Annotated in this window: 25 protein-coding genes and 1 riboswitch; of the genes, 13 read left to right on the top strand and 12 right to left on the bottom strand. The window is 72.5% G+C overall.

Features of this window, described 5'->3' with window-relative positions:
- Nucleotide 1: 1 nt before the first annotated feature.
- Nucleotides 2-922 (bottom strand): NUDIX domain-containing protein, encoded by a 921-nt coding sequence (locus DEJ11_RS07010; protein ID WP_111104680.1) that lies wholly within the window; start codon nt 920-922, stop codon nt 2-4.
- A 68-nt stretch (nt 923-990) separates the two neighbouring features.
- Nucleotides 991-1,086: riboswitch (TPP riboswitch) on the top strand.
- Here DEJ11_RS07010 and thiM point away from each other — a divergent pair.
- The 3 genes from thiM (at nt 1,075) to thiD (ending at nt 4,309) form a co-directional block, all read left to right on the top strand.
- A complete protein-coding gene (thiM, locus tag DEJ11_RS07005) occupies nt 1,075-1,938 on the top strand; it encodes a hydroxyethylthiazole kinase (RefSeq protein ID WP_181440883.1) in 864 nt (287 codons plus the stop codon). It overlaps the preceding riboswitch by 12 nt.
- Entirely contained in the window at nt 1,935-2,684 is a 750-nt protein-coding gene (gene thiE, locus DEJ11_RS07000; RefSeq protein ID WP_258375517.1) for a thiamine phosphate synthase, read from the top strand. The genes thiM and thiE overlap by 4 nt, the downstream gene beginning before the upstream one ends.
- Nucleotides 2,681-4,309 (top strand): bifunctional hydroxymethylpyrimidine kinase/phosphomethylpyrimidine kinase, encoded by a 1,629-nt coding sequence (gene thiD, locus DEJ11_RS06995; RefSeq protein WP_111104677.1) that lies wholly within the window; start codon nt 2,681-2,683, stop codon nt 4,307-4,309. Before thiE ends, thiD begins: the two co-directional genes overlap by 4 nt.
- Nucleotides 4,310-4,412: 103 nt before the next feature.
- On the opposite strand, the gene DEJ11_RS06990 is transcribed toward thiD, so the two are convergent.
- The 4 genes from DEJ11_RS06990 to DEJ11_RS06975 all read right to left on the bottom strand — a co-directional run bounded on the left by DEJ11_RS06990 (nt 4,413) and on the right by DEJ11_RS06975 (nt 6,252).
- A complete protein-coding gene (locus DEJ11_RS06990) occupies nt 4,413-4,922 on the bottom strand; it encodes a metallophosphoesterase family protein (RefSeq protein ID WP_111104674.1) in 510 nt (169 codons plus the stop codon).
- Nucleotides 4,919-5,389 carry a MarR family winged helix-turn-helix transcriptional regulator gene (locus DEJ11_RS06985; RefSeq protein WP_051596672.1) on the bottom strand — a complete coding sequence of 157 codons (471 nt, stop codon included), beginning with the start codon at nt 5,387-5,389 and terminating at the stop codon, nt 4,919-4,921. Before DEJ11_RS06985 ends, DEJ11_RS06990 begins: the two co-directional genes overlap by 4 nt.
- 83 nt (nt 5,390-5,472) lie before the next feature.
- The gene (locus DEJ11_RS06980) at nt 5,473-5,934 is read right to left on the bottom strand and encodes a VOC family protein (protein ID WP_111104671.1); all 462 of its coding nucleotides are present in this window, start codon (nt 5,932-5,934) and stop codon (nt 5,473-5,475) included.
- A gap of 21 nt (nt 5,935-5,955) precedes the next feature.
- On the bottom strand, nt 5,956-6,252 hold the full coding sequence (locus tag DEJ11_RS06975; protein ID WP_111023751.1) for a GNAT family N-acetyltransferase: 297 nt from the start codon (nt 6,250-6,252) through the stop codon (nt 5,956-5,958).
- A 76-nt stretch (nt 6,253-6,328) separates the two neighbouring features.
- Between DEJ11_RS06975 and DEJ11_RS06970 the strand changes: the two genes are divergently transcribed.
- Nucleotides 6,329-6,964 carry an NADPH-dependent F420 reductase gene (locus DEJ11_RS06970; protein WP_071405392.1) on the top strand — a complete coding sequence of 212 codons (636 nt, stop codon included), beginning with the start codon at nt 6,329-6,331 and terminating at the stop codon, nt 6,962-6,964.
- Between the two features lie 235 nt (nt 6,965-7,199).
- Complete coding sequence (locus DEJ11_RS06965; RefSeq protein WP_146250097.1) at nt 7,200-8,459, top strand: hypothetical protein; 1,260 nt, start codon at nt 7,200-7,202, stop codon at nt 8,457-8,459.
- Nucleotides 8,460-8,627: 168 nt separating this feature from the next.
- Here DEJ11_RS06965 and DEJ11_RS06960 read toward each other — a convergent pair whose 3' ends face one another.
- A complete protein-coding gene (locus DEJ11_RS06960) occupies nt 8,628-9,485 on the bottom strand; it encodes a LysR substrate-binding domain-containing protein (RefSeq protein WP_017886578.1) in 858 nt (285 codons plus the stop codon).
- A gap of 136 nt (nt 9,486-9,621) precedes the next feature.
- Here DEJ11_RS06960 and DEJ11_RS06955 point away from each other — a divergent pair, with 136 nt between their 5' ends.
- Nucleotides 9,622-10,944: an MFS transporter gene (locus DEJ11_RS06955; protein WP_110865086.1), complete on the top strand. Its 1,323-nt coding sequence runs from the start codon at nt 9,622-9,624 to the stop codon at nt 10,942-10,944.
- Between the two features lie 177 nt (nt 10,945-11,121).
- On the opposite strand, the gene DEJ11_RS06950 is transcribed toward DEJ11_RS06955, so the two are convergent.
- A complete protein-coding gene (locus tag DEJ11_RS06950; RefSeq protein WP_111104698.1) occupies nt 11,122-11,769 on the bottom strand; it encodes an NAD(P)-dependent oxidoreductase in 648 nt (215 codons plus the stop codon).
- Nucleotides 11,770-11,877: 108 nt separating this feature from the next.
- Here DEJ11_RS06950 and DEJ11_RS06945 point away from each other — a divergent pair, with 108 nt between their 5' ends.
- Together DEJ11_RS06945 and DEJ11_RS06940 are read left to right on the top strand one after the other, a co-directional pair.
- Nucleotides 11,878-12,240: a winged helix-turn-helix transcriptional regulator gene (locus DEJ11_RS06945; RefSeq protein WP_071405387.1), complete on the top strand. Its 363-nt coding sequence runs from the start codon at nt 11,878-11,880 to the stop codon at nt 12,238-12,240.
- 68 nt (nt 12,241-12,308) lie between these two features.
- Nucleotides 12,309-13,340: an NADPH:quinone reductase gene (locus DEJ11_RS06940; protein ID WP_111104665.1), complete on the top strand. Its 1,032-nt coding sequence runs from the start codon at nt 12,309-12,311 to the stop codon at nt 13,338-13,340.
- Nucleotides 13,341-13,449: 109 nt separating this feature from the next.
- Here the strand turns inward: DEJ11_RS06940 and DEJ11_RS06935 are convergent, their stop codons facing one another.
- Nucleotides 13,450-13,635, bottom strand: coding sequence for a hypothetical protein (locus DEJ11_RS06935; RefSeq protein ID WP_027465208.1), 186 nt, complete (start codon nt 13,633-13,635; stop codon nt 13,450-13,452).
- Nucleotides 13,636-13,676: 41 nt separating this feature from the next.
- Nucleotides 13,677-14,486, bottom strand: a complete 810-nt coding sequence (locus DEJ11_RS06930; protein ID WP_111236062.1) for a GAF domain-containing protein — start codon at nt 14,484-14,486, stop codon at nt 13,677-13,679.
- A 113-nt stretch (nt 14,487-14,599) separates the two neighbouring features.
- Between DEJ11_RS06930 and DEJ11_RS06925 the strand changes: the two genes are divergently transcribed.
- Nucleotides 14,600-15,496: a patatin-like phospholipase family protein gene (locus tag DEJ11_RS06925; protein WP_111104663.1), complete on the top strand. Its 897-nt coding sequence runs from the start codon at nt 14,600-14,602 to the stop codon at nt 15,494-15,496.
- Nucleotides 15,493-17,565 (top strand): S9 family peptidase, encoded by a 2,073-nt coding sequence (locus DEJ11_RS06920; RefSeq protein ID WP_111104660.1) that lies wholly within the window; start codon nt 15,493-15,495, stop codon nt 17,563-17,565. The genes DEJ11_RS06925 and DEJ11_RS06920 overlap by 4 nt, the downstream gene beginning before the upstream one ends.
- Nucleotides 17,566-17,613: 48 nt before the next feature.
- Here DEJ11_RS06920 and DEJ11_RS06915 read toward each other — a convergent pair whose 3' ends face one another.
- Nucleotides 17,614-18,795, bottom strand: a complete 1,182-nt coding sequence (locus DEJ11_RS06915) for an acyl-CoA dehydrogenase family protein (protein ID WP_111104658.1) — start codon at nt 18,793-18,795, stop codon at nt 17,614-17,616.
- Between the two features lie 59 nt (nt 18,796-18,854).
- Between DEJ11_RS06915 and DEJ11_RS06910 the strand changes: the two genes are divergently transcribed.
- A complete protein-coding gene (locus tag DEJ11_RS06910) occupies nt 18,855-19,463 on the top strand; it encodes a QsdR family transcriptional regulator (RefSeq protein WP_111104656.1) in 609 nt (202 codons plus the stop codon).
- Nucleotides 19,460-19,903, top strand: coding sequence for an acyl-CoA thioesterase (locus DEJ11_RS06905; RefSeq protein ID WP_111039501.1), 444 nt, complete (start codon nt 19,460-19,462; stop codon nt 19,901-19,903). The genes DEJ11_RS06910 and DEJ11_RS06905 overlap by 4 nt, the downstream gene beginning before the upstream one ends.
- A 5-nt stretch (nt 19,904-19,908) precedes the next feature.
- Here DEJ11_RS06905 and DEJ11_RS06900 read toward each other — a convergent pair whose 3' ends face one another.
- Nucleotides 19,909-20,349, bottom strand: a complete 441-nt coding sequence (locus DEJ11_RS06900; protein ID WP_111104654.1) for a VOC family protein — start codon at nt 20,347-20,349, stop codon at nt 19,909-19,911.
- Nucleotides 20,350-20,573: 224 nt separating this feature from the next.
- Nucleotides 20,574-24,056, bottom strand: coding sequence for a proline dehydrogenase family protein (locus DEJ11_RS06895; protein WP_111104652.1), 3,483 nt, complete (start codon nt 24,054-24,056; stop codon nt 20,574-20,576).
- A 105-nt stretch (nt 24,057-24,161) separates the two neighbouring features.
- On the opposite strand from DEJ11_RS06895, the gene DEJ11_RS06890 reads away from it, so the two are divergent.
- Nucleotides 24,162-25,064, top strand: coding sequence for a LysR substrate-binding domain-containing protein (locus tag DEJ11_RS06890; RefSeq protein WP_071405378.1), 903 nt, complete (start codon nt 24,162-24,164; stop codon nt 25,062-25,064).
- Nucleotides 25,065-25,073 lie beyond the last annotated feature (9 nt).

Here is a 25,073-nt window from a genome sequence, read left to right as displayed (position 1 = left end):
GCTACAGCTGGTCGCGCAACCAGGACGGCCCGTGGACGATCGCGCCGAGGGCCTCGACGCGGTCGCGGAGCTCGCGGTCGGCCGTCACGACGACGACCGGCCCGTCGCCGGCCTGCACCGCGGCCCGCGCGGACTCGACGATGGCATCGTCGCCGGAGGCCGGAGCACGGACGACGTCGACAGCGCCGGTGGCGGCGCCGCGGTCTCCACCCGCACCGCCCACGTCCGCAGCGGCCCGGGCCTCCCCCTCGAGCACCACGGTCCACCTCGGCCACCACCGCGCGAACGGCAGGTCGAGCAACGATGAGGAAACCCCGCCCGCGGCGAGCGCCGACACCTGTTCCAACAGGAGCGATGCGGCACCGGGTCGGTCCTTCCACCAGCCGTCGGGCACGCTGCCGACGACGTTGGCGGCGTCGACGACGACGTGCGGGGTGGTCGCGACCGTGGCGCGGAGCGCCGGCCACGACCTGCCGAAGCCGGGGTGCAGGGGCAGGTCGTCGACCTGGTCGATCGGGATCCACGACAGGGCGAGGCTCTCGCGGTCGGCGATGACGGGTTCGAAGGGTCGGGAGGCGCGCCCCACGACGGTCGTGTAGGTCCAGAACCCCAGGTCGAGCAGCGCCGTGTGGCGCAGTGCGATCGCGTCGTCGGGCACGCCGGCCTCTTCAGCGGATTCGCGGAGGGCGGCGGTCACCGCGGCTTCGCCCTGGTGCCGTGCGCCGCCGGGGATGCCCCAGGTGCCGCCGTGGTGGCTCCACTCGACGCGGTGCTGCAGGAGCACGCGGCCGGCGCCGTCGTCGACGAGCAGGCCGGCGGCGCCGAAGCGTCCCCACGCCTTGGTGCCGTCGGGGCCGACCGCCCAGGCGTCGCCGGGGTCGCGGGGGCCGGGTGGGGGCCCGGGAGGCGTTGCATCTGGCACGGTCCAACCCTGGCACACGGTGCCCGGAGCGGGCCTCGGAGTGGTCACCGGGCGTCGTGTACGGTGTCGCTCGAGACACGGGGTGCCGCATCCAGCGGCTGAGATCACACCCGTCGAACCTGCTCGAGCTCGTACTCGCGAAGGGATCGTCCATGGAAACCGCTGCGCCCTCCCCTGCCTGGGCCCACCGAACCGCCGAACTGCTCGAGGCCGTGCGTGCCCGGGCGCCGCTGGTGCAGTGCATCACGAACACCGTCGTGCAGAACGTCACGGCGAACGTGCTGCTCGCACTCGGGGCCTCGCCGGCGATGGTCGACGTGCCGACCGAGGCGGGGCCGTTCGCCCGCATCGCCGATGCCCTGCTGGTGAACACCGGTACCCCGCACGCCGAGCCGCGGGTCGCCGCGCTCGAGGCCGTGCACGCTGCCCGTGCCGCGGGGACCCCGTGGGTCCTCGACCCGGTGGCGGTCGGCTCGCTGCCGGTGCGCACCGCCCTGGCGCGCGATCTGCTCGCGCTGCACCCGACGGTGCTGCGGGGCAACGCGTCCGAGGTGCTCGCCCTGCTCGGCGACTCGGCCGGTGGCCGGGGGGTCGACAGCACGGTGGGCACGGAGGACGCCCGGGTCGCGTCCGTCGCCGCTTCGGACGGGAGGCTCGTGGCCGCGGTGGCCGTGTCGGGTGCGGTCGACCTGCTGGTCGCGCCCGGCATCGGTGTGGTCCGGGTCGCGAACGGGACCGACCTGCTGACGCGGATCACCGGTGGCGGGTGTGCGCTCGGCGCGGTCGTCGCCGCGTTCACGTCGGTCGCGCCGGAGGACGCGGGTGCCGCTGCCGTCGCCGCCACCGCCGTGCACACGATCGCCGCGGAGCTCGCGGCGCGGGATGCCGGTGGGCCGGGGACCTTCCAGCCGCTGTTCCTCGACCGGTTGGCGTCGCTGACCCCGGAGGACGTCGTCCGCGAGGCCCGGATCACGGTCGAGACCGCTCCTGTCGGTGCCCGGGCGGTGTCGGCATGAGCGGGCTGCAGGCTGCGGGGTTCGGCGTCTACCTGGTGACCGACGGTGCCCTGGCCGACCGGCACGGCATCGGGGTGCTCGGGGTCGTCCGTGCCGCCGTGCACGCCGGGGTCCGGATCGTGCAGGTACGGGACAAGGACGCCTCGGCGCGTGACCTGCTGGCACTCACCGCGGCGGTCGCCCACGCCGTCGGGGACCGTGCGACGGTGGTGGTCGACGACCGGCTCGACGTCGCCCTCGCCGCACGGCACGCGGGACACCGGGTCGCGGGCGTGCACCTCGGCCAGTCCGACGTCCCCGTCACCGCCGCCCGTGCCCTGCTCGGAGCGGACGCCCACGTGGGCCTCACCGCGAACACGCTCGCGCACCTGGCTGCCGTCGAGCGACTCCCCCGCGGCACCGTGGACCTGCTCGGCGTCGGGGTCGTGCACCCCACGGCGACGAAGGCGGACCACCCGCCGGCGCTGGGCCACGACGGGTTCGCACGGCTGGCCGCCGCGACCGACGTGCCGTGCGTGGCGATCGGCGGGGTGACCCTCGACGACGTCGCGCCGCTCCGGGACGCCGGTGCCGCGGGGGTCGCGATCGTCTCGGGCATCTGCGCTGCGGCCGACCCCGGATCCGCGGCGGCGGCGTACGTGGCCGCGTGGGGCCCTGGACCCGACCACGGGACGGAGGCGAGGCCGTCAGGTGCTGGCGATCCGTGCCTCCAGTCCGACGCCACGCACCACGGGGCGGACGCATGAGCGTCCCGCGGGTGCTGACCATCGCCGGGACCGACCCGACGGGCGGGGCCGGGATGCAGGCGGACCTCAAGGCGATCGCCGCGCACGACGGGTACGGGATGGGGGTCGTGACGGCGCTCGTCGCGCAGAACACGCACGGGGTGCGGTCGGTGCACGTGCCGGACGTCGGGTTCCTGCGGGAGCAGCTCGACGCGGTGTCGGACGACGTCGTGGTCGACGCGGTGAAGATCGGGATGCTCGGCACCGCCGACGTCGTGCGGGTCGTGACGGACTGGTTGCGGGAGCACCGGCCACCGGTGGTCGTCGTCGACCCGGTGATGGTGGCGACGAGCGGGGACCGGCTGCTCGACGAGGACGCGGCGGCGGCCATGGGGGCGCTGTTCGCGCTCGCCGACCTGGTGACGCCGAACCGGGCCGAGCTCGTGGTGCTGGCGGAGCTGGCCGGGTCCGGTGTGCCCGGTCGTGGTGCGTCGGCGTCGGCTTCGTCGATGGACGCCGCGCGTGCCGTGGCGGCGCGCTGGGACGTCCTGGTGCTGGCGAAGGGTGGGCACGACGAGGGGCCGACCTCGGACGACGTGCTCGTGGCACCGGACGGTACCGTGCGGGTGTTCACGGGTCCCCGGGTCGCGACGACGAACACGCACGGCACCGGGTGCTCGCTCTCCAGTGCGATCGCGACGCTCGCCGCGCGGCACGGCGACTGGGAGCTCGCGGTCGGCGTGGCGAAGGAGTGGCTGACGGCGGCGCTGCGCGGGGCCGACGCACTGTCGGTCGGGAGCGGCAACGGCCCGGTCGACCACGGGGCGCAGGCGCGGGCAGCCCTGCCGGCGCTGTCGTACACGGACGTGTGGTGGGCGGATGCGGCGTCGGTGCTGCAGGAGACGATCGACTGCGCGTTCCTGGTGGGGCTCCGGGACGGGACCCTCGAGCCGGAGGTGTTCGCGGGCTACCTGGCGCAGGACGTCCACTACCTGCGGGCGTACGAGCGGCACCTGGCGGCGCTCGGGGTCGGCGGGGCCGGTGGTGGTTCGGGTGCTGGTGCTGGTGCTGGCGCTGGCGCTGGCGGTGCTGCTGGCGATGCTGCTGCGTTCTGGGCGGCGGCTGCGCAGGGGTGTGCCGACGAGGCCCGTGACCTGCACCACCGTCGGCTGGCCGGCTCGCACGCCGACGATCCCGTGCACCCCACGTGCGCCGGGTACCTCGCGCACCTGCAGGAGGCCGCCGACTCCGGCTCCCGTGCGGTGCTCGCCGCCGCGGTGCTGCCGTGCTTCCGGGTCTACGCCTGGGTCGGGTCGCAGCTCGGGGTCGCTCCGGACGGGCACGCCTTCGCGGACTGGATCACGGCGTACGGGGACCCGGGGTTCGCGGCGTCGAGCGCCGAGGCGACCCGGCTCGTCGAGGAGGCAGCCCGTGCGGCGACACCCGACGAGCGGGGGCGGATGGCGCGGGCGTTCCGGCGTTCGGCGGAGTGGGAGCTCGCGTTCTTCCGGATGCCGCTGGCAGGGGCTGCTGGTGCCGGGGCCACCGCGGCTGCGGGCGGCGCGGTCACGGCGGGCGGTGCGGTCGGGGCCACCGCGGCTGCGGGCGGCGCGGTCGGTGCCGCCGAAGCGACACTGCTGCGCTGACGGCCGTCGAACACCCCGCGAAAGCGACAGATGTCCGGAGAAGTTCCGCAGGGATCTGTCGCTTTCAGGAACGGGGCGCGCCGACGCAGGCACGCGACCGGGGCTAGCCGGCGACCGGCGGCAGCCGCACCAGTTCGACGGAGAGCTCGGCGCCGCTGACCGTGCCGCGCATCCACGTGTGGTCGGGCTGGCGACGGCGGTCGGTCGGCGAACCGGGGTTCAGCAGGCGCATCCCCGACGGCGCCACGGTGTCCCACGGGATGTGCGAGTGGCCGAAGACGAGCACGTCGGTGTCCGGGTACTCGGCGTCCATCCGGCGCTCCCGACCGGTCGACGCCCCGGTCTCGTGCACCAGGGCGAATCGCAGGTCCTCGACACCGAACCGGGCGACGAGCGGCAGCCGGTCGTCGAACTCCGGACCGTCGTTGTTGCCCCGCACGCCCGCGAACCGGCGGGACCGCGCCTGCACGGCGTCGAGGGTGGCGAGGTCGACCCAGTCCCCCGCGTGCACCACGAGGTCCGCCGCGTCGACGTCGGCCCACAGTCCGGGCGGCAGGTCCTTCGCGCGCTTCGGCAGGTGCGTGTCGGACAGCAGGACGAACGACGTCGTCACGACTCGGTGGGTGCCGGCATCGGGAGCCCGGCCTCGTCCGAGGCACCGAGGCGCTCCAGCAGCCCGGCGAGCAGTGCGATGTCGTCGTCCGACCAGTCGGCGAGCCGCTCGTCGAGCGCGTCCCGGTGCAGCTGCACCGACCGCTCGAGCGCGGCGCGGCCGGCGTCGGTCGCTTCGAGCGGCTTCGCGTTGCCGCTGCCGCCGTCCGTCGTCCGTACCAGTCCGGTCGCGAGGAGCCCGGACAGCTGCCGCGAGATCGTCGAACGGTTCAGGCGCAGGTAGCGCGCGATGTCGATGGCCATGCAGCCCGGGTGCTGGACGACGAAGTCGACGAGGGACTGGTCGACGACGCTCAACACCTGGTCCGAGCCGCGGGCACGGATGCTCGCCCGACGGGTGATGCGGGCGAGCTCCGTGTACGCCCGGCTGATGTCGCTGTTGCGGACCCTCGAACTCGGGTGGTCCATGGTGGCTCCAGCCTGTCTGTGCCGGCGCCGGCCGGCGGTCTTCTCGTCCGGTCACACTACCGGCGGGTCCGCGGAGAGTGGGGTCAGCGACCGGCCGCGGCAGCCTGCAGTGCGGGGATGTCCAGCTTGACCATCTGCATCATGGCCTCGAACACGCGGGCATTCGCCTCCGGATCACCCGATCCGCTCATCAACTCCCCCAGCATCGACGGGGTCACCTGCCACGCCAGACCCCAGCGGTCGGTCAACCAGCCGCACGCCGTCGGGCTCCCGCCGTCGGCGAGCAGGGCGTCCCACAGCCGGTCGAGCTCGTCCTGCGTGTCCACGTCGATCTGGAACGAGACCGCGTCGGTGTGCGGGTGCCCGGGGCCGCCGTTCATCGCGCGGTACGGGGCGCCGAGCAACGTGAACTCCACGACGAGGGCACGACCGTCGGGCATCCGGCTGACGCTGTCGACGCGGCTGTCGGGGAACAGTGCGACGTAGTACTCGGCCGCCTGTTCGGCCTGGTCGTCGTACCAGAGGAACGGGGTGATGGTGGGCACGGGAGCCCCTTCGTTCGGTGCTCAGTCCGCGGCGCTGCGGCTGAGCAGGTCGGCTTTCTCGGGGTGTTCGTCGAACCACTTGCCGACGAACCAGCACATCGGGACGATGCGCTTCGTGGTCGACGACTCGACGTCGGCGACGGCGTACTCGACGAGCTGCGCCGCGTACCCGTGGCCGCGGTGCTTCGGGACCGTGTACGTGTGCGGGAACGCCACCGCGTCACCGTTCACCCGGTAGTCGAGCACGCTCACGAGCTCGCCGCCGACGTACATCGCGTAGCGGTCCTGGTCGGTCTCGTCGCGGAACTCGGGGTCCATGCCGCCATCATGCTCCCGGCGGGGCGTTCGCGCCCCCCGGGGAATGCACGACGGCGGGCAGCGTTGCAGGGACACCATGACAACCATCGGAATCATCGGCGCCGGCAACATCGGATCCCAGCTCGCTCGACTCGCGGTACGGAACGGCCACCAGGTCGTCATCGCGAACTCCCGCGGCCCGGAGACCCTGACCGACCTGGTCACGGAACTCGGCGACGGCGCACGCGCAGCGACCCGCGACGAGGCAGCCGCAGCGGGCGAGATCGTCGTCGTGACGGTGCCGCTCGCCGCGATCGAGACGATCCCCGTCGAGCCCCTCGTCGGCAAGGTCGTCATCGACACCAACAACTACTACTGGGAGCGCGACGGCCACATCGCCGCCCTCGACGACCAGTCCACGACCACCGCCGAGATGCTGCAGGACCACCTGCCCGGCGCCCGTGTCGTGAAGGCGTTCAACCACATCGGCGCCGACGACCTGACCGGCCACGCGACGCCCGCCGGCACCCCTGATCGTCGTGCCCTGGTCATCGCCGGCGACGACGACTCCGCCAAGCAGACCGTCGCCGAGCTCATCGACGCGTTCGGCTTCGACGTCGTCGACGCAGGGCCGCTCGCCGAGGGCTGGCGCATCCAGCGGGACACCCCCGGCTACGGCCCGCGGATGACCGCCGCCGAGCTGCGCGACGCCCTGGCCGCCGCGACGCGCTAGCGACGCGCCCCCGACGCAGTTTCGCGCTGAGCGACACCTCACGGGCTCCGCAGCCCGTGACCTGTCGCTCAGCGCGAAACAACCGGGCGCGAAAGCCCGCTCAGGCCCGGTCGAAGATCGTCGTCATGTCGGCGATGTCGTCCTCGGTCGGCGGCGACCCCGAACTGGGGCTGCGATCCACACAGCGGTTGCCGCTACAACTGAGCATGGATCAGTCGACGGAAGGAGCGCCGCAGTGGCAGCGCATCGCATGCCCGAATCGGACCGGCCCCGTCGGCCCGTCCCGGCCTGGGTGACCGCGCCGCCCGTCGACGAGGTCGCGCCCGAGCGGGTCGCCGCCGCCGGTCACGTGAACGCCTCCGGCCGGGAGGCCCGCCCCACCCCCGCCTCGTCACGCGCGGCCCACGCGGCGCCGGTCCCACCGACCACGGTCGCCCCGGCGGGAAACGCCGCGGCTGAGCAGGCACCCGCCGCGCATGCGCCGGCCGCGCACGCACCGACGTCCGAGCCCGCGTCGATCGCCGCACTGGTCGAGGCCGACGCCCCCGTGCCCGACTTCCCGCCGCAGCAGGAACTGCTGCCCCCGGCCCCGACGTCGCCGAACGTGCACACCGTGCCGTTCGAGACCCCCGCGGTGCCGCCGTCGTCGGTCGTCCCCGCCTCCGGGCTCGTGGTGCCGGTCTCCCCGGTCGCCGCCGCACCCGCCTCGGCGGACGCGACACCGCTCGTCGCCCCCCTCACCACCCCCTCGCCGGAGGCCTCCCCGGCACCGCCGACCGCCGCACCCGCGGTGCCCGTCGCCGGACAGCCCCGGTTCTCGGTGCCCGGCCTCGAACACGTGGTCGTCGAGGGCACCGAACCCGAGCCCGTCGGCCCGATCGGCTACCGGACGCCCCGACGCTTCGCCCACCAGCAGGCCGCCGCACGGTCGGCCGCACCAGCACCAGCACCCACACCCGCAGCCGCGGGGTCGTTCGACGCCGTGCTGCACGCGGCGCCGACCACCGCCGCTCTCGGCGGCACCGCCGTCGCGACCCCGAAAGCCCGGGCGACCACGGCCCTGGTCGCACCCACCCCGGTGCCGCAGGGTGCTGGCGGGGGCGAGGCGGGCCTCCCGACCGAACTGCTCGACCAGCCCGTGACCGCAGGCGCCGTTCCGGAGCCACGCCGTGCGCTCGGCGCGACCGCCGGTGCGGTGCTCGGTGCCGTCGCCGGGATCGCGACGATCGGTCTGGCGGCCTGGTGGTTCACCGCGCCCGCGACCGTGCACGGCGTCGGCGTGGTGCTCGGGCTGCTCGCGCTGGTGCTCTCGATCGTGACGCTTCGCGACCGGACGGCCACGTGGCAGCGGCCGGTCGCGCTGCTCGGCGCCGTACTCGGTGGCGTCGGTACGGTCGTGCTGCTGTGGGCGGTCGCGGCGGCGCTGCTGCCGCTCGCGGGCGTGACGCTGCCGGACGTCACCGGCACCGGCACGACCCCGACGCTCGCCCCGTAGCTCCGCGAGCGCTCGGACGCCGTCGTCTCGGCAGGACGCCGCATCGACGTCGAGACGCCTCCGAAAGTCGCGGCGTCTCGACGGCTCGGCGGTGTCGAGACAACACGCCGGCGTCTTGCTGCGGACACCAGCCCGAAGACGCCGGCGTCTCGCCGTCGACGCGAGCGCTCAGACGGCGCGGACGACCCCGCGGGACAGGATCGCGTTCGTCAGCGCGTCGATCGGCTCCCGCTGCACCGTCGGGTTCGCGATGAGGACGTAGTCCACCGCCGGCAGGTCCGGCAGCCCGAGCCGCTGCGACACCTTCACCAGGTCGGCCGGGATCAGCGAGTGCGGGAACACCGCGACGCCGATGCCCGCGCGCACCGCGGCGAGCACCCCGTTGACGTCGCGGGTGTTGCAGGTGATCCGCCAGGTGCGGCCGGCGGCCTCGAGGGCGTCGATCGCCATCTGCCGGCTGATGCTCGGCGCCTGGTACGCGATGAGCGGGACGGGTTCGCCGGGTTCCAGGGCGATGCCGTCCTGCGCCATCCACACCATCTGGTCGGTGGCGACCCGGGTGCCCTCGGCGGACTCCCCCGCCGTCTGCTTGATGAACACCAGGTCGAGCTGGCCGGCGTGCACCCGGCGGAGCAGCGGTGACGACTGGTTCACCGTGAGCTCGAGGTTCACCTGCGGGTGCAGCCGTCGGAAGTCCCGCAGGATCCGCGGCAGCTGGGTGATGGCGAGGTCGTCCGCCGCCCCGAACCGCAGCCGCCCGCGGGTGGCCGCGCCGGAGAAGTAGGCATCGGCGGTGGCGTGCGCGGCGAGGATCGTCCGTGCGAACCCGGCCATCGCGTCCCCGTTGTCGGTCAGGGCGACGCCGCGGGTGTCCCGTGCGACGAGGGTGCGCGCCACCGCGGTCTCCAGGCGCCGGACGTGCTGCGACACCGTCGGCTGGCTGATGCCGAGCCGGGTGCCGGCCTGCGTGAAGCTGCCGGTCTCCGCCACGGCCAGGAACGTCTGCAACAGGACCGGATCGAGCACGTCGCGCCTTCCGTCGGTGCGACCTCATTCGACATCGCAATGGAGTGATAGCCACCATAGGGGTATCGAATGGGCCGGCGCCACGTAGTTTCGTTGGGGTACCAGATCCACACCGACGTCCGGAGAACCCCGCACCGTGAGCGCGTCACCGACGACCCTCCCCCCGCCCACCGAACCGCTCCCGATCCAGGCCACGCGACCACCGTGGCGCCACACGCTCATCGCCCTTTCCGTGCCGAACTTCCGGCTGTTCACGGCGACCAACCTGGTGGCGATGACCGCCGGCTGGATGCAGCGCATCGCGCAGGACTGGCTCGTGCTGCAGCTGACCGGGTCGGTCGCGCAGGTCGGCATCACGGTCGCCTGCCAGTTCGCGCCGATGCTGCTGTTCGGGCTGCTCGGCGGCGTCCTGGTCGACCGGTTCTCGAAGCGCGCGCTCATGATGATCACGCAGGGCGCCTTCGCGGTGCTGTCCGCGCTGCTCGCCGTCCTGACGCTCGCCGGCGTCGTCGAGGCGTGGCACATCTGGGTGATCGCGTTCCTGGTCGGCATGGTCACCGTGATCGACAACCCGGCACGGCAGGTGTTCGTCACCGAGATCGTCGGGCACAAGCACCTGCGGAACGCCATCAGCGTGAACTCGTCGGTGTTCCAGCTCGGCGGCATGATCGGTCCGGCGCTGTCCGGGGCCCTGCTCGTCGCGGTCGGCGCGGGGTGGTCGTTCGGCGTGAACGCGATCGCCTGCGTCGCCGTCGTCGTGACGCTCGGGTTCCTGAAGGTCTCCGAACTGCACCGCACACCCCCGGCGCCCCGCGGCAAGGGGCAGCTCGTGGAGGGCCTGCGTTACGCCGTGCACAAGCCGACGATCATCGTGCCGGTGATCCTCGTCGCGTTCTTCTCGGTGTTCGCGCTGACGATGCCCGTGCTGTTGTCCGCCTTCGCGTCACAGGTGTACGACGTCGGCGCCGGCGGCTACGGGGTGTTCAACTCCGCCGTGGCGATCGGTGCCCTGGTCGGTGCGCTGCTCTCCACCCGCAGGGCCGTCGTCCGACTCCGCACCATCGTCGGCGGGGTGTTCTGGACGGGCGTGCTGCTCGTCGTCTCGGGGTCGATCCCGGCGATCGCACCGTTCACCGTCGCGCTGGTTGCTGTCGGGATGTCGCAGCTGCTGTTCCAGACCGCGTCGAACTCGCTCGTGCAGCTGTCGTCGAACGTGGCGATCCGCGGGCGGGTGATGTCGCTCTACGTCCTCGTGCTGCTCGGTGGGCAGGCGATCGGCGGGCCGCTGATGGGCCAGATCGTCGACCGCTTCGGTGCGCACGTGGGGATGATGGTCGCCGGAGGCGTGCCTGCTGCGGCCGCCGCCGTGATCGCGCTCGTGCTCGCCCGCCGGGGCGGCCTGCACCTGGCGGTTCGGATGCGCCACCACCTACCGGTGCCGGCGATCGTCGCGCACTGACGCGGGCCCTGGCGGTGACCGCCCGCCGGCCTGGAGGCCCGTGACGGCCCCGCCCCGTGCCTCCCGTCCGCCCGTCGGTCGCGCCGGGCGTTACGCAAGACACCGGTGTTCACGCTCGACGCCGCGGGATCCCGCGGTGTGTTGCGTGAACACCGGTGTCTTGCGAGGGGCAGCGCCTCAGTAGGCGACGCCGAAACGCGTCTGGTGGTGCGCCGGAGTGACGATCTCGTCGACGAACGCGATGGCGTAGTCGGCGCCGGAGATGTCCGAGTTGCCCTCGGCGTCGGCGAGCAGGACCTCGTCCGAGGCGCGGTAGGTGCCGCGACGCTCGCCCGGGTTGTAGCCGCCGAAGGCCGCGGCGGGGCTCACGTAGAACCAGTCGACCTCGGTGTCCGACGCACGGAGGGCGTCGAGGATCTGCGCGTGGCTCTTCGCCTCGCCCTTGAAGGCGTCCGGGAAGCCGTCGGTGTCGAAGAGGCGGGGGCCGTCCTCGGACACGCGCATCGAGCCGGCACCGCCGACGATGCCGAGCCGCGCACCGGCTGCAGCGGCGGCTTCGACGAAGTGCTGGAACTTGTCCTTCAGCTCGCTGCCGTCGGCCTGCACGGCGTGGAGCGAGACGATGACGACGTCGGCACCCTTGGTGACCTCGGACACGAAGTCGGCGTCGAACGCGTCACCCTGCGCCAGGGTGAGGCCCTCGGCCGGCTCGAGCTTGCTCGTGTCGCGGGCGACCGTGGTGACGGTGATGCCGCGGGAGAGTGCCTCGTGGGTGATGGCGGAGCCGGCGTAGCCGGTGCCTCCGAAGACGACGATGTTGGTCATGGTGTTCCCTTCGTGGACGTGCTGGGCGTCGGTGACGTTGACAGTCACCGTACAAGAGTTACTCTCTTTGAGTAAGTAGGCACCTGGCGGTGCGTGACGGAGGACACCATGTCAGCACTCGAGTACAGCCCCTACGCGGCGGACTGCCCCAGCCGGCAGCTGCTCGACCGCATCGGCGACCGGTGGAGCGTGCTGACGATCGGCGCCCTCGCCGACGGTCCCGCACGGTACTCGGCGGTGGCGGCCCGCGTGCAGGGGGTCTCGCAGAAGATGCTCACCCAGACGCTGCGGGCCCTCGAGCGCGACGGCATGGTGACGCGGACGGTGTTCCCCGAGATCCCGCCGCACGTGGAGTACGAACTGACCGACCTCGGGCGATCGCTGCGCACGGTGCTCGTGCCCCTGGAGGACTGGGCCACCTCGCACATGCCCGACGTCGCCGAGGCGCGCGAGGGGTACGACGCGCGCTGAGCACCCCGCGCGCCCTGCGCTCCGGCGCACTCGGAATCCCCGACGGTGACGAGTGGTTGCCTGGGGACATGCGATCGATCGTCTACACGAAGCCCGGTGCCAGCAGCGTCCTCGAACTCGTCGAGCGGGAGATCCCGGAGCCCGGGGCCGGTGAGGTCCGCGTCCGCGTCGTCGTCTCCGGCGTCAACCCGACCGACTGGAAGGCACGCGCTGGCGGGACCTACGGCGACGGACTGCCGTTCCCCGAGATCACGCCGAACCAGGACGGCGCAGGTGTCGTCGACGCCGTCGGCCCCGGAGTCGACGGGCTGACCGTCGGTGACCGCGTCTGGCTGTTCATGGCGGCGGCGTCACGGCCGACCGGCACGGCACAGGAGTACACGGTCGTGCCCGAGTCACGCGTGGTCCCGCTGCCCGACGGTGTCTCGTTCGACGTCGGCGCCTCGCTCGGCGTCCCCGCGATGACGGCGCACCGAGCGCTCACCACCCACGAGGACGGCCCCGCACGCCTGGGGCCCGGAGCCCTCGACGGCTTCACCGTGCTCGTCGCCGGTGGTGCCGGTGCCGTGGGGCACGCCGCGATCCAGCTCGCCCGCTGGGCCGGAGCGACCGTCATCACGACGATCAGCTCGGACGCGAAGGCAGCCCTTGCCACGGCAGCCGGCGCCCACCACGTCGTGAACTACCGCGAGGAGGACGCCGCCGAGCGCATCCGGGCGATCGCGCCGGACGGTGTCGACATCGTCGTCGAGGTGTCGATCCCGCAGAACGCCGCACTGGTCGTCGACGTGCTGGCGAACCACGGTGTCGTGTCGATCTACGCGAACAACGGCGGCGACGAGGCGAGCCTGCCGATCCGCCCGAACATGAGCGTGAACGCCCGCTACCAGTTCCTGCTGCTCTACACGATCGGCGACGAGGCGCTGTCGGCGGCGGCCGAGGACGTCACCGAGGCGCTGCACGACGGTGTGCTGCCGGTCGGCGAGGACGCCGGGCTCCCGCTCACCCGCTTCGCGCTCGAGCAGACCGCCCAGGCGCACGACGCGGTCGAGCAGGACACGGTCGGCAAGGTGCTCATCGACGTGACCGAGGCGCCGTAGCTGCGACACCAGGTCCGGCTCGGGCTCGGGCTCGGGCTCCGGCTCCGGCTAAAACGAACGGCTCCCACGCACGCGTGGGAGCCGTTCGTCGTGGACGATGCGGGAGGGGTCAGCGACCCAGACGCGCGGCGATGGCTGCGGTGACCCGGAGCCGGGCTGCAACGCGCTCGCGTTCGATGTTGGCGGCGATGACGTCGAGGTCTTCGTAGTCGGCGTCGGTGGTGGTGTCGTTCCAGTTCGGCGAGGAGATCCGGGCACGCCCGAACGACGGCGGAGCAGGGTTCACGGTCGTCATGGGGGCATCGTACGTCGAGCGTCCGACAGAGCGTGTGAGCATCACGGGCCTTTCCTTGGATTGCGGTCGCGCTCGGGGAACGAGTAGGTCAGCGAGAACGCGACGGCCATGAACGACGCCATCATCGCGATGTTCTTGGCGTCGAGTTCGGTGAAGGCGTCGGGGACCGGGGAGTCGACGGTGAGCATGCCGAACGAGTACTGGTCGGACCGGATCACCACCGAGACGTACGAGGTGTACCGCGGCTCGAAGCCCGGCAGGTCCTGGTCGACGTCCACGTCGGCCGAGCGGTCACCGACGATCCGGGGTGATCCCCCGACCAGCACCCACTCGAGGTTGCGGTCGCCGTAGGGCGTGCCCGCTCGGAAGACCCCGGCGGTGTCGCCGGCCCCGCCGTGACCGATCGGCTCGAGGGCACGCAGATCGGTGGACAGCTGGTACACGTTCGCGCGGACGTCGGGCACCTTCGGCAGCAGGTAGAACGCCAGGGCCACGGCGACGCGATCGGCGACGACCGAGAGCTCGCCGTGGCGATCGGACCGGGGCAGCTCGGTGAACCGGACGAGCCGGGTGGCGATCTGGCCGAACGCGTACCGGACCGCCGTCGACTGCTCGAGCTCCGCCGCGGTGGCGTTGTCCTCGGCCACCGACCGAGCGGCGTCGCTGCGCCGGGTCCGGACCACCTGCACGGTCACGGCGCCGACGAGCACGACGAGCCCGAACGCGACGAGCGACAGCCGGACCGCCGGCGTGACGAACAGGTTCGGCAGCTGGAACGCCGCGGTGGGCGCAGCGGCCACCACGATCGGCCACACGACCGTGCCGACCCGTCCTGAACGCTGTTGCCCCATGACCACGACGCTAGGTCACGCCACCGACGCGGACGGAGTTGTCCACAGGCGGGTTCTCCACAGGATCCATCGGCCTCCACCGGCCCGTCGCACGCAGCTGGTAAGCAGGACCCATGACCGACGTCAGCACGCCCGTTCCCGGATCCAGAGCCCTCGTCCTCGGTGGCGGAGGTGTCGCCGGCATCGCGTGGGAAGTCGGCGTCCTCGTCGCCCTGCAGGAAGCCGGCGTCGACCTCGACGCCGCCGACCTCGTCGTCGGCACCAGCGCCGGCAGCGTCGTCGGCGCGTTCGTCCGGAACGGTGCCGTCCAGCAGGCCTACGACCAGCAGCACACCCCGGCGCCGACCACCTACGAAGAGCCGGCCCCCATCGACGTCGAGGCCGTGCAGCAGCACATCGGCGCAGCACTGCAGGGTGCGACCGGCGAGCAGGACGCCCGGGCTCGACTCGGTCAGGCCGCTCAGCAGGTCGTCGGTGGTCAGAGCGACGACGAGCGGACAGCGACCTTCGGCGAGACGCTCCCGTCCACCGAGTGGCCGGAGAAGCCGCTCGCCGTCACCGCGGTCGACGCCACCGACGGCACCTTCCGCCTGCTGACGGCAGCCGACGGCGTGCCGCTCCCCCGTGCGGTCGCGGCCAGCTGCTCGGTGCCCTTCGTCTGGACCCCGGTCACCATCGACGGCCGCCCGTACGTCGACGGTGGTGTCCGCTCGGGCACCAACGCCGACGCCGCCGCCGGGTACGAGCGCGTGCTCGTCATCGCCTGCGGCCCCGAGGGCCCGTCCCCGTGCGGGCCGTGGCTCGACGTCGCCGTCGAGGCCCTGCGCGCCGGTGGTTCGTCGGTCGAGGTCGTGGTGGCGGACAGCGCCTCCCAGCAGGCCTTCGGCACGAACTCGCTCTCGCTCGCCACCCAGGCACCGTCGGCCGAGGCCGGCCACGCCCAGGGCACCGCGGTCGCCGAGCAGGTCGCCGCCTTCTGGGCCGAGGACCTGGCGAGCGTGCACGCATGAGCACCCCGTTCTCCGACCTCGACCAGTACGTCGCGCTCCCCCGTGTCGACGGCATCGACATCAGCCCCGACGGCACCCGCGTCGCCCTGACGGTCAGCGCCCTCGACCCGGACGGCACCGGGTACCGCCGGTCGATCTGGCAGGTACCAGCAGCCCCGGCGGAGGACACGGACGACGCCGGCACACCCGCCGCACGCCCGGCCCGCCTCACGCGCTCCGCCAAGGGCGAGGGCGGCATCGCCTTCACCCGCACCGGCGACCTGCTCTTCGTCTCCGCCCGGCCCGACGCCGACGCCACCGACCTCGAGACAGCCCAGCTCTGGGTGCTGCCCGCGAACGGTGGCGAGGCCCGTCCGCTCACCCGCCTGGCCGGAGGCGTCGGTGGGGTCCTGGCCACCGCGGCCTCGTCGGACGTCGTGGCGCTGACCGCCGACCTGCTGCCGGGGGCCGGCTCCGACCCCGCGACCGTGCTCGAGGCCGACGCGGAGCTCCGGAAGAGCCGGAAGGACAAGCAGGTCCGCGCGATCCTGCACGAGACCTACCCGGTCCGGTACTGGGACCACGACCTCGGGCCGGCCCAGACGCACGTGCTGACGCTCGACACGGCCGACAGCGACACCGGCAGCGACGCCGTCGGCGCCAGCGCCGAGCCCGTCCAGCCCGTCGACCGCACACCGGCCCCCGGCCGCTCGCTCGACCACGTCGGCGGGGCGCTCACGCCCGACGGTGCGGTCCTGCTGGCCTCCGTCGGCGTCCGGGAGGCCCGTGGGGACCGCTCGACGCTCGTCACCATCGACCTGTCCAGCGGCCACCGCACGGTGCTGTTCGACGACGTCGACGTCGACCACGAGATGCCGGCGCTCAGCCACGACGGCCGGACGATCGCCTGGGTCCGCACCGTCCGCTCCACCCCGGCCGGCGCGAACCAGCAGGAGGTCTGGGTCGCCGGCATCGACGGCTCCGACGCCCGCCGCGTCGCGACCGACTGGGACCGCTGGCCGAGCGAGCTCGTGTTCGAACACGGCGACCGCGCGCTCCTGGCGGTCGCCGACCAGGACGGCCGCGCGCCGGTCTTCCGCATCCCCCTCGACGGCGGCGCCGTCGAGCAGCTGACGCACGACGACTGGGCGTACTCGAGCCTGCGCGTGGCGGCGGCGACGGGCGTGGTCGTGGCGCTCCGGGCCTCCTGGGCGGCCCCGCTGCACCCGGTGCGCATCGCGACGGACGGCACGGTGACCCCGTTGGCGGCTCCGGCGCCCCTGCCGGACGTGCCCGCCCACCTGGAAGAGGTCGAGACGACCGCGGCCGACGGCGCCCGCGTGCGCGGCTGGCTGGTCGTGCCCGAGGGCGACGGGCCGCACCCGCTCGTCCTGTGGATCCACGGCGGACCGCTCAACTCGTGGAACCAGTGGTCCTGGCGTTGGAACCCGATGCTGCTCGCAGCCCGGGGCTACGCCGTGCTCCTGCCGGACCCCGCGCTGTCCACCGGTTACGGACTCGACTTCGTGAACCGCGGCTGGAACGCCTGGGGGCAGGCGCCGTACACCGACCTGATGGCGATCACCGACGTGGCCGAGGCTCGGGCGGACATCGACGCGACCCGCACCGCCGCGATGGGCGGGTCGTTCGGCGGGTACATGGCGAACTGGGTCGCCGGGCACACCGACCGGTTCCGCGCGATCGTCACCCACGCGAGCCTGTGGGCGCTCGACCAGTTCAACGGCACGACGGACTCGTCGCAGTACTGGTCGTCGATCTTCGACGCCGACGGGATCGCGGCGAACGACCCGCACCGGTTCGTGGGTGACATCACGTCACCGATGCTCGTCATCCACGGCGACAAGGACTACCGGGTGCCGATCGGTGAGGGGCTGCGACTCTGGTCCGAACTCGCGGAGCACCACGCGGCACCGGACGGCACGATGCCGCACCGGTTCCTGTACTTCCCGGACGAGAACCACTGGGTGCTCGCCCCGCAGCACGCCGTGGTCTGGTACGAGACGGTGTTCGCGTTCCTCGGGCAGCACGTGCTCGACCAGGAGTGGGAGCGGCCGGCGCTGCTCGGGTAGCGCACCCGTCCGGCGAACCGGGGCGAGCCGGGCGGGCCGGGTGGGCCGCTAGACGAACGCGGCCTGCCCGGTGATCGCCCGTCCGACGATCAGGGTGTTGACCTCACGCGTGCCCTCGTACGAGTAGATCGCCTCGGCGTCGGCGAAGAACCGGGCCACGCCCTTGTCGAGCACGATGCCGTTGCCGCCCTGCACTTCGCGGCACCAGGCGACGGTCTCCCGCATCTTCGCGGTGGCGAACGCCTTGGCCATCGCCGAGTGCTCGTCGCCACCGACCCCGGCGTCCTGCATGGCCGAGGCCTGCGTGCACAGTGCGATCGAGGCCGTGATGTTCGACAGCGACTTGACGAGCAGGTCCTGCACGAGCTGGTGGGCGGCGATCGGCTTGCCGAACTGGATCCGCTCGCGGGCGTAGGCCAGCGCGGCCTCGTACGCCCCGACCGCGATGCCGACGGCCTGCCAGGCGACCTCGGTGCGGGTCAGTCGGAGCACCTCGGCGGTCGAGCGGAACGACGTCGCGTTCTGCAGCCGACGCGACTCGGGCACCCGGACGTCCTGCATGACGATGTCGGCGTTCTGCACGCCGCGCAGCGCGATCTTGTCCTCGATCTTCGTCGCGGTGAAGCCCGCGGTGTCGGTGGTGACGAGGAAGCCCTTGACCTGACCGTCGGCGACGTCCTTCGCCCAGATCACGACGACGTCGGCGAAGGTGGCGTTGCCGATCCAGCGCTTCTCGCCGTCGAGCACCCACTCGTCGCCCTCGCGCCGGGCGGTGGTGCGCAGGCCCTTCGCGGAGTCGCTGCCCGAGTACGGTTCGGTGAGCCCGAACGCCCCGACGATCTCACCCGTGGCCATCCGCGGGAGCCACTCGCGCTGCTGTTCGTCGCTGCCGGCGACCGCGATCGAGTTCATCGCCAGGCCGGACTGCACGCCGATGAAGGTGGCGACGCTCGCGTCCACGCGTCCGAGTTCGAGGGCCGCCCAGCCGCGGTACACGGCCGAGTTCTCGAACTGCCGCACGAGCGGGACGCCGGGCCCGTACATGCCGAGCTCGGCGAGCGGCGCGATCACCTGCATCGGGAACTCGGCACGCGCCCAGTACTCGTCGGCGATGGGCGCGACCTCGCGCTCGAGGTACTGCCGGAGCTGCCCCAGCGACGCGCGCTCCTGCTCGGTGAGCTGTTGCTGGAAGCCGTAGAAGTCCGATTCGAGCAAGGGCGTCGCGGGCATCGTCGTTGACATGGGAACCACGATGCATCATTCTCGAAAACGTTGCAAGAGAGGATCGCGTGTACACATCAGACTCTGCGCTGCGCGCCTTCCGGGAGGCCCGTCACACCTTCATCGCCGGGTCACGGATCGACATGGGGGCGTTGGCTGCCGTACTCGGCGTCGACCGCACGTCGCTGTTCCGGTGGGTCGGCAACCGTGACCGGTTGCTGTCCGAGATCCTGTGGTCCCTCGCAGTCCCGACCATCGACGGAGCCACCCACGCCGCCGACGAGATCGGGGCGACCGGAGCTGCCAGGCTCGTCGTCGTGCTCGACCGGTTCACCGCCGACCTGATCGACGCCCCGTACTTCCGGGCGTTCCTGACGCGCGAACCCGCTCGGGCGATGCGTCTGCTCACCACCTCGGACAGTGACGTGCAGAGCCGCTTCGTCGCCCGGGTGACCGCTCTCATCGAGCAGCAGGAGTCGTCCGGTACGTTCGATCCGGCACCGTTGTCGGCTGAGGAGCTCGCACGGCTGCTCGTCCGGATCTCCGAGTCGTTCACCTACGCCGAGTTCATCTCCGGTGAGACCCCTGATCCCGACCGGGCCCGTGCGGCGTTCGAGTACGTCCTGCGGCCCGACGCGGTGCACGCCACACCCGCACCACCGATCGGAGACCGATGACCATCGACGAGTACCCGTTCCGCCGCTCCTACCCCACCCGGTGGAACGACAACGACATGTTCGGGCACGTCAACAACACGATCTACTACTCGGCGATGGACAACGCGTCGACGTACTGGTTCCGCGAGGCCGCCGGGCTCGACCCGTTCTCGTCGGAGTGGATCGCCGTGCTGGTGTCGTCGAGCTGCCGGTTCGTCGAGTCCGCCGTCTGGCCGGACGTCATCGAGGTCGGGATGCGCTCGAAGCACCTCGGCACCACGAGCCTGTCGTGGGAGTTCGGCCTGTTCCGGCAGTCCGACGGCGCCCTGCTCGCCACGGGTGAGTTCGTGCACGTCATCATCGACCGCGAGGGCGCCCGCCGACCGATCCCGCTGCCCGCCGAGCTCCGCGAGCTCGTGACCGGCTCGATGGTCGCGCAGCAGCCCGCCGTCGCCGACTGACGACCTCAGCCCTTGAGGGCTGCGAGCTCGAGGTTGATGTCGTCAGGGTCCTGCACGGACAGGATCACCATGCCGGCGTCGCCGAGGTCGGTGACCTCGCCGTGCTCGACACCCGCGGCATCGAGTCGGGCGGCCGCTTCGTGCAGCTCGTCGACCGAACCCACGACGAAGCTCACGTGGTCGAGGCCGACGGTGTCCGGATTGAACGTCTGCCCCGCGGGAGCGACCGGACGGAGTCCGAACACCTGGTCACCGAGCCGGAACACCGATCCGCCGTAGAAACGCTCGCGGTCCTCGCGGACACCCGGCTCGTCGACCTGGTCGCTGAAGTCGATCGCCGGATCCGTGCCGAGCAGCAGCTGGTAGAAGGCCTTGCTCCGGTGGATGTCGGTCACGGTGACACGGACGTGGGCCAGGGCGGTCGGGCGTGCGAACGGCTCGGTCATGGTGGAGCTCCTCAGGGGTTGCGCGCCGTGGTTGCGACGCGCACCCGAGGCAACGCTCGGTCCCTCCGAAGCACCCGAGGCGGTGCGGCGACCGGACAGCCCCGTGCACGGCGTTCCGCACGCCGCACAACCGAAGTGCCCCCGAACCAGGCGATCGCGCGGTTCGGGGGCACTTCGGTTGTGCAAGCGGCGCTGGACCCGAACGCCAGCGCCGCGGTCCGGGGTCAGATCAGGTCGTCGGTCAGGTGGTTCGGCGTGCCGAAGCGGTGCGCCGTGATGGACACCGCCTGCTCGCGGACGAAGGGCAGGATCTCGAGCCGCCCGGCCTCGGTCACGGGGCCGCCGTAGACCGCGACGTCCGGACGACCACCGACGGCCGAGTACAGCGCCGAGGTGTCGCCGCCGATGAGCCGCACCCGCGTCGACGGACCCGAGGCGACCGAGCTCGCGAAGGCCTCGTCGGACACCGTCTGCGACAGCGAGCGGACGATCGGCAGCGAACGGATCGCCGAGGCGACGGACGACGGCAGCGTCGCGGCCGTGGAGACCTCGATCGTCGTGCCGGCACGGAGCGCTGCGGCGACGACGCGGACGAGCTCGATCACGGAGGCGTCAGCGTCCGTGTCCGAGTCGGCGACCGCGGCCAGCCGCACCTGCACCGCCGGGAACGGCAGGTACCGGGCGATGTTCCGCTCGGCGGAGAGCGCCGAGACGTCGGTCGCGGTGCCGAACAGCGTCGACCACGCCTGCTCGTCGGACGCGAGCGCACGGTCGAGCATCGGCGACGCGACCTCGGCAGCCCGGGCGAACGCCGAGACCGGATCCGACACGGCGACACCGGACGCAGCGGTCGCCGGTGCGGGCGTCCACGACCCGAGCCCGAGCAGGTAGTTCAGCCCACCGGCCTTCGTGCCGGCGCCCACGGCCGACTTCTTCCACCCGCCGAACGGCTGGCGGCGGACGATGGCGCCCGTGATGCCGCGGTTGACGTAGAGGTTGCCCGCCTGGATCCGCGACAGCCACGTGCCGATCTCGGCCGGGTCGAGCGAGTGCAGGCCCGAGGTCAGGCCGTAGTCGACCTCGTTCACGATGTCGATCGCCTCGTCGAGCGAGTCCGCGGTCATCATGCCGAGGATCGGGCCGAAGTACTCGGTGCGGTGGAACTCCGAGCCGCGGCGGACGCCCTGTCGGACACCCGGGCTCCAGAGCTTGCCGGTCTCGTCGAGCTGCTTCGGCTCGACGGCCCAGGACTCCCCCGCGCCGAGCTTCGTCAGGCCGTCGAGCAGCTTGCCCGAGGCCGGCTCGATGACGGGACCCATCTGCGTCGCGGCGTCGGTCGGGTACCCCACCGTGAGCGAGGCCACCGCGTCGAGCAGCTGGTTCCGGAAGCGCTTCGACTTCGCGACCGAGCCGACCATGACGACGAGGGACGCGGCCGAGCACTTCTGGCCGGCGTGCCCGAACGCTGACGCGACGACGTCCTTCACGGCGAGGTCGAGGTCGGACGACGGCGTGACGATCACGGCGTTCTTGCCCGAGGTCTCGGCGAGCAGCGGCAGGTCGGGGCGGAACGAGCGGAACAGCTCGGCCGTCTCGTACGCGCCGGTGAGGATGACCTGGTCGACCATCGGGGACGCGATGAGCTGCTGTCCGAGGTCGCTCTCGGACACCTGCAGGAACGCGAGCACGTCGGCCGGGGCCCCGTGGGCGTCGAGCGCGGTCTCGATGATCGAGGCGAGCACGGCGCCGGAGCGCTCGGCGGGCGGCGCGGGCTTCAGCACGACGGCGGACCCGGCCGCCAGCGCGGCGAGGGTCGATCCGGCGGGGATCGCGACGGGGAAGTTCCACGGCGGCGCGACCAGGGTCAGCGCCGCGGGGGTGAAGGTCGCACCGTCGACGTCGTCGAGCGAGGACGCCAGGGTGCCGTAGAAGTGCGCGAAGTCGATCGCCTCGGACACCTCGGGGTCGGCCTGGTCGATGGTCTTGCCGGTCTCCGACGCCATGACCTCGATGAGGGCAGCGCGGTTCGCCTCGAGTGCGTCACCGACGGCGTGCAGCACGGCGCCACGCGCACCACCGGACCAGGCCCCCCAGACCGCACCGGCGGCCTTGGCGCGGCCGAGCGCGGAGTCGAGCGCCGTGGCGGAGTCGACCCGGGCCTCCTGGACGGCGCGGACGCCGAGCGTCGACGAGGCGACCCGTGCGGTGATGGCGTCGCCCCAGGCGCGGACGGCGCCGACCGAGGGGTCGCTGTCCGGGGTGTTCTCGAAGTGGCCGGGGCCGGGGCGGCCGACGGCGGCGTAGCGGTCGGCGACACGGTGGGACGCCGGCGCTTCGAGGCCCTCGGGCGTCGCGAGCGGCACCAGGGAGGCGCGGAAGCGCTCCTCTTCGCGGGCGAACAGCGGCGGCGAGGACACCAGCGAGAAGACCGCCGACATGAAGTTGTCCTGCGACGCACCCTCTTCGAGACGGCGGATCAGGTAGGCGATCGCGACGTCGAACTCGCCCGGGTGCACGACCGGCGTGTAGAGCAGGAGCGAACCGACGGTGTTCTTCACGGCCGATGCCTGGCCCTGCGCCATGCCGAGCAGCATCTCGAACTCGATGCCGTCCCGCACGCCGCGCTCACCGGCGAGCAGCCAGGCGTGCGCGACGTCGAACAGGTTGTGCCCGGCGACACCGACGCGGACGTTCTCGACGCGCGATGGGGTGAGCGCCCAGTCGAGCACGCGCTTGTAGTTGGTGTCCGAGTCCTGCTTGGTGTGCCAGGTGGCGAGCGGCCAACCGTGGACCGAGGCCTCGACCTGCTCCATCGGCAGGTTCGCGCCCTTGACCAGACGGACCTTGATGCCGGCGCCACCACGAGCGCGGCGGGCTGCGGACCACTCCTGCAGCTCCTGCATCGCGGCGAGCGCGTCGGGCAGGTACGCCTGCAGCACGATGCCGGCTTCGAGGCCGAGGAACTCGGGCTCGTCGAGGAGCTTCGTGAAGACCGCGATGGTGAGGTCGAGGTCCTTGTACTCCTCCATGTCGAGGTTGATGAACTTGGCCGGGGTGACGGCTGCGGCACGCTGGAAGAGCGGTCGCAGCTGCTCGACGATGTCGTCCACCGCGTGGCCGAACGCCCACGGCGAGTGCGGGTGCACGGTCGAGGACACCTTGATGGAGACGTAGTCGACGTCGTCGCGGGCCAGGAGCTTGTGCGTGCCCTCGAGTCGGCGGGCGGCTTCGCGCTCGCCCAGGACGGCCTCGCCGAGCAGGTTGACGTTGAGGCGGACGCCGTCGCGCTTGATGCCGGCGATGGCCGGGCCGAGCTTGGAGTCGGTGGCGTCGACGATCAGGTGGCCGACCATGTTGCGGAGAACCCGTCGGGCGATGGGCACGACGACGTTCGGCAGCATCGGGGCCATGCCGCCGCCGAGCCGGACGAGTCCGCGGAGCGCGGCGGGCAGGAATCCCGGGGCATCGGGGGCGATCTGCCGGAGCTTGCGTGCGGCGACGGCGAGGTCTTCCGGTCGCACGACCCCGTCGACGAACCCGACGGCGAAGTCGAGTCCGGCGGGGTCGGCGAGCACGCCGGCGAGCTGCTTCGCGGAGCCGTCGACCGGGTAGGACTCGGCCTCGGCCAGCCACTGTCGGACGAGCGCGACGGACTGGTCCGCCAGGGCGTCGTGGTCGATGGCGGAGTCCTCGTGCAGCGTCGTCATGGGTTCAGTGTGGAGGTCCGGGATGCGGTAGCGGAAGTGAGCGTTCCTGATGGATACCGTTCAGTTCCGCTACCGTTCCGGTCCTGATCCGGCTAGCGTCGGACCATGCTCGACGTCCGCCGTCTCGTGCTCCTCCGTGAGCTGTCCATCCGCGGCACGATCGCGGCCGTCGCCGAGGCCGTGAACTTCACCCCGTCGGCGGTCTCGCAGCAGCTGAGCGCCCTGGAGCGGGAGGCCGGCGTGCAGCTCCTCCGCAAGGCCGGGCGTCGGCTCCAGCTCACCCCGCAGGCCGAGGTGCTGGTGGCCGCGGCGGGCCAGGTGCTCGACGTCCTCGAGCACGCGCAGTCACAGGTGGAGGAGACCCTGTCGTCCGTGCAGGGGCGTGTGCGGGTCGCGGTGTTCCAGTCCGCGGCCCTCGCCCTGATGCCGAGCGCCCTGCACGAGATGGCCACGGAACACCCCGACGTCCGGGTCGAGATGGTCCAGCGGGAACCGGAGACCGCACTGAACGAGACGTGGGCTCGTGACTTCGACATGGTCATCGCCGAGCAGTACCCGGCCCACGCCGCTCCGCACCTGCCCGGGCTCGACCGCTCCGACCTGACGACCGACGCCGTCCGGCTCGCCCTGCCCCCGCTCGACACGGCCCTGCGCCCGGTGTCGTCGCTCGAGGACGCCCGCACCATGCCCTGGGTGATGGAACCCCGCGGCACCGCGTCGCGGCACTTCGCCGAGCAGGTCTGTCGGCGCTGGGGCTTCGAGCCCGACGTCCGGTACGAGACCGCCGATCTGCAGACGCAGATCCGCCTGGTCGAGTCGGGGAACGCGGTGAGCCTGATGCCGGACCTGATGTGGACCGGTCGGACGACGACCTGTCGACTGCTCGAGTTGCCGGAGGGGCCCCGACGCACGATCTTCACCGTGGTGCGGTCCGCGGGGTCGTCGTCCCCGGCGGTCCGCGCACTCCGTGACGCGCTCGAGCGCGCGGCGGCGGCCGTCGGCGACTGATCCGCCGGC

This window comes from Curtobacterium sp. MCLR17_058, from assembly GCF_003234705.2.
Taxonomy (GTDB): Bacteria; Actinomycetota; Actinomycetes; order Actinomycetales; family Microbacteriaceae; genus Curtobacterium; species Curtobacterium flaccumfaciens.
The sequence above is the reverse complement of the archived record's forward strand: the minus strand, read 5'-3'. Positions and strand labels throughout refer to the sequence as shown.

What these genes read in the sequence shown, in the direction of transcription:
- DEJ11_RS06905 (WP_111039501.1), top strand. Translation starts at nt 19,460, where the DNA reads ATGACCATCGACGAGTACCCGTTCCGCCGCTCCTACCCCACCCGGTGG.
- thiD (WP_111104677.1), top strand. Translation starts at nt 2,681, where the DNA reads ATGAGCGTCCCGCGGGTGCTGACCATCGCCGGGACCGACCCGACGGGC.
- DEJ11_RS06970 (WP_071405392.1), top strand. Translation starts at nt 6,329, where the DNA reads ATGACAACCATCGGAATCATCGGCGCCGGCAACATCGGATCCCAGCTC.
- DEJ11_RS06935 (WP_027465208.1), bottom strand. Translation starts at nt 13,635, where the DNA reads ATGACGACCGTGAACCCTGCTCCGCCGTCGTTCGGGCGTGCCCGGATC.
- DEJ11_RS06925 (WP_111104663.1), top strand. Translation starts at nt 14,600, where the DNA reads ATGACCGACGTCAGCACGCCCGTTCCCGGATCCAGAGCCCTCGTCCTC.
- DEJ11_RS06890 (WP_071405378.1), top strand. Translation starts at nt 24,162, where the DNA reads ATGCTCGACGTCCGCCGTCTCGTGCTCCTCCGTGAGCTGTCCATCCGC.
- DEJ11_RS06895 (WP_111104652.1), bottom strand. Translation starts at nt 24,056, where the DNA reads ATGACGACGCTGCACGAGGACTCCGCCATCGACCACGACGCCCTGGCG.
- DEJ11_RS06915 (WP_111104658.1), bottom strand. Translation starts at nt 18,795, where the DNA reads ATGCCCGCGACGCCCTTGCTCGAATCGGACTTCTACGGCTTCCAGCAA.
- DEJ11_RS06920 (WP_111104660.1), top strand. Translation starts at nt 15,493, where the DNA reads ATGAGCACCCCGTTCTCCGACCTCGACCAGTACGTCGCGCTCCCCCGT.
- DEJ11_RS06950 (WP_111104698.1), bottom strand. Translation starts at nt 11,769, where the DNA reads ATGACCAACATCGTCGTCTTCGGAGGCACCGGCTACGCCGGCTCCGCC.
- thiM (WP_181440883.1), top strand. Translation starts at nt 1,075, where the DNA reads ATGGAAACCGCTGCGCCCTCCCCTGCCTGGGCCCACCGAACCGCCGAA.
- DEJ11_RS06975 (WP_111023751.1), bottom strand. Translation starts at nt 6,252, where the DNA reads ATGGACCCCGAGTTCCGCGACGAGACCGACCAGGACCGCTACGCGATG.
- DEJ11_RS06985 (WP_051596672.1), bottom strand. Translation starts at nt 5,389, where the DNA reads ATGGACCACCCGAGTTCGAGGGTCCGCAACAGCGACATCAGCCGGGCG.
- DEJ11_RS06900 (WP_111104654.1), bottom strand. Translation starts at nt 20,349, where the DNA reads ATGACCGAGCCGTTCGCACGCCCGACCGCCCTGGCCCACGTCCGTGTC.
- DEJ11_RS06930 (WP_111236062.1), bottom strand. Translation starts at nt 14,486, where the DNA reads ATGGGGCAACAGCGTTCAGGACGGGTCGGCACGGTCGTGTGGCCGATC.
- DEJ11_RS06940 (WP_111104665.1), top strand. Translation starts at nt 12,309, where the DNA reads ATGCGATCGATCGTCTACACGAAGCCCGGTGCCAGCAGCGTCCTCGAA.
- DEJ11_RS06945 (WP_071405387.1), top strand. Translation starts at nt 11,878, where the DNA reads ATGTCAGCACTCGAGTACAGCCCCTACGCGGCGGACTGCCCCAGCCGG.
- thiE (WP_258375517.1), top strand. Translation starts at nt 1,935, where the DNA reads ATGAGCGGGCTGCAGGCTGCGGGGTTCGGCGTCTACCTGGTGACCGAC.